This window comes from Thermococcus sp. PK (assembly GCF_000430485.1).
Lineage (GTDB): Archaea > Methanobacteriota_B > Thermococci > Thermococcales > Thermococcaceae > Thermococcus_A > Thermococcus_A bergensis.
In genome coordinates this window covers 625,978-628,585 of sequence record NZ_KE387150.1, presented here as the reverse complement: position 1 = coordinate 628,585, position 2,608 = coordinate 625,978, and the positions used below count along the sequence as shown (strand labels likewise).

3 protein-coding genes are annotated in these 2,608 nt (G+C 47.0%); all 3 read right to left on the bottom strand.

The window, feature by feature from the left end:
- A partial coding sequence (locus THEPK_RS11665) for a class II glutamine amidotransferase (protein ID WP_042702159.1) occupies positions 1–271 on the bottom strand: 271 nt, incomplete at its 3' end.
- A 31-nt stretch (positions 272–302) separates the two neighbouring features.
- The gene (locus tag THEPK_RS11660; protein ID WP_052315963.1) at positions 303–1,229 is read right to left on the bottom strand and encodes a hypothetical protein; all 927 of its coding nucleotides are present in this window, start codon (positions 1,227–1,229) and stop codon (positions 303–305) included.
- Positions 1,230–1,231: 2 nt separating this feature from the next.
- On the bottom strand, positions 1,232–2,608 hold a 1,377-nt coding region (locus tag THEPK_RS11655), incomplete at its 5' end, for a ribonuclease J (RefSeq protein WP_042702157.1).

Genomic DNA, 2,608 nt, shown 5'->3' with positions numbered 1-2,608 from the left:
TGTTTAGGTACCCTACTTCGCTGGTGGCAAACCTAACGTGGCTTATGATTATCTGGCTTCTCACATCGAGTTTTGGGAGCGTTAAAGCTATCGCGCTTTCAGGTGCTGGAATTGGCTGTTTTATCAGTGAAGCCGCCCTCTTTCCATCTGCTGTTAAATACCAGCCAACGCCCCACCCATGCGGGTTGCGCTCCCCTTTTCTCAAGAAGCCCCGCCATGTAAAGTTAACGTTTACCTCTTTGTTTGCGTTCACACCGAAAAGCTCACACATGTTCATTCCTCCGGGATTACCTCGTAGATTCTCAGTGCGATATCCTTATCTGCCAGTTTGATGTCCCTCTTGAACCTGCACACGATAATAGGCTCTGGGAACTTTTCTTTTGCCGGTGTATCTTCTTCAATTGGTTAATGAAAGTCCTTGGCTTCTCAGTTAGATATTCCCGAGCAATTTTGAAACCAGTGTTCTCTTCCAAGCTGAGGAATGGCTCGTATCCATTTCCGGGTTTCGTAAGGTACCTGATCATGTTCTCATCGGCAACATAGAGCATGTACCTTTTGATATTCTTCTGCTGTTTTCTGAAGAGGGCCAGCTTGAGAATGTCGGCAAACACCGCTCCTGCATTATTGGGCAGGGGCACATAGTTGTCATTGATTTTTTTATGGAACTTCATTTCGAATGCTATGGCTGGCCTGTTCTTATTCGGTGCCGGTGCAACAAACGTGTCAAGCTTTGCATAGTTCCTATTTGGAACCTCTGGATGAGGGTACTCGAGGTAAACATCAAGAGGTTTTATTTTCCCAACAGTTGTCAATGCATAAAACATCATGTATCTGATAGTGTCTTCACTCTCCTGCCAAATGGCGTTTAATTCCGAACGTCCCTCAATTACAGCGGTGAGCCTTTTTTCTAAGAGCATGAAAAACTCCTTGAAGATTGGATACATCCTTCTGTCGAATTCACCGGGAGGATATTTTCTAAGAGTTATTTTCTCTATTTTGAATCCGAGCTTTTTCAAATATCCCACAGCCTCGTTGGTTGTAAACCCTGTTAGGAACTCACCATTGGCGTATTTGTTGGTTAGTGAGATCACGTATTTTGGAGGGTATCTCTTTCCAGCATAAATCAAAAAAGTATTGCGCGCGTCATGCTTCTTGGGTACGCCATTTATGTCAATTTCTTTGAGAGCCTTCAGTACGTGTTCACGGGAAATGTTTTCGGGAATTGGCATTATCACACCTCCCAGTTATCTCCATCCTTCACTACGACAACTTTTTCATCCCATCTCACCTTAAACCACTCCGGGCTTTCCGTGTGGACTGGAATGATGTAGTCTGGATCGATCTCGTCAATTATCTTCTCCAGCTCCTCCTTTGAGATGTGTCCTGAGGCGTGGAGACCCTTCTCAAAGGTAGGCCTTCCTTCAGAGTCAACCTTAAAGCCGTGAACTTCGAAGCCAAAGTACTGGAGCCAGTTCCACAGGCGAAGGAAGCTGAAGGTCTGCTCTTCCGTAAAGGCCTCGCTGGAGGAGTAAATGTAAACTCCTCCATCAGGCATCACGTCGAGAAGGTGCGGCATGTCGTAAAACGAGAAACACAGGATGTAGTTCTCCTCATTCCTGCTGATCTCCTCGGGAGATATTCCAATGCCAGGATAAGTTAGAAAGATCCACTCCTCCCACTTCTCTGGCTTTGCCTTCGAGTTCATGTACACTTTCAGCCCGGAGAGATGGTCTTCCCCATCCACAAGCCCAATGGCATGGAGAAAGTACGCATCCTTTGTCGTGACGACAAGTTCCCGCCCCGTCTCCTCGGCGATCCTCTTGAAGCTCTCCAGCCTCTCGAAGTTCCTCGCCGAGAAGTCGGCTATCACGAGGCCTCTTGCCTCTTCTACAATCGCTTTAGCGTTCTCGTAAACTTCCTTTTCCGAGACGTTTTCGTCATGCCCTCTTCCTGCTCGCGTGCCTTCAGTGATTAGAACGCTCGCACTCTTTGCGGCTTTTACGAACTTTTTGCTTTCTTCTCCGTTCTTACCGTGGAGTCTGAAGTCGCCCGTGTAGGCGAGTGCCGTGTTGCCTTCAACAATGTATGCTGCGGCGCCATAAATGGAGTGATCCACCGAATAAGCACGAACTTCAAAGCCTAGTTCGCTTTTTTGGAGATGCTTGATCTCTCCTAGCTGAATTCGCTTCACGTTGCCTTTTGTGGCTAGTTCAACGTTCGCCCGCCAGTTTAGGAAGTTTAAGGCCTCCTCGGAAAGTTCTTCCGTAAGAATCATGTCCCTACTTGGGTAATGTTTGATCTTCTTGTCCTTCTCTAGAACGTATGGGTTCGCTTCGCTTGGTTTTTTGGGAGTGTAATATGGAAGCTCCATCCCCATGTGACTTCCCTTCGAGGTATCCCTAAGGGCCTTGAGAATCACAACTGTCATGAGAGAGCCAACGATTGGAATGTTCTCGTCCAGCAGTGCAATGTTTCCAACATGATCAAGGTGGGCGTGGCTTATCAGGACGGCGTTTACAGGGATTTTTGGATGTTTGGCAACTTCACCAGCAATATCCAAGGGGATTAGATCCTTCCTGTAAATGTTGAGCCTAGGTATCAGGTTTAG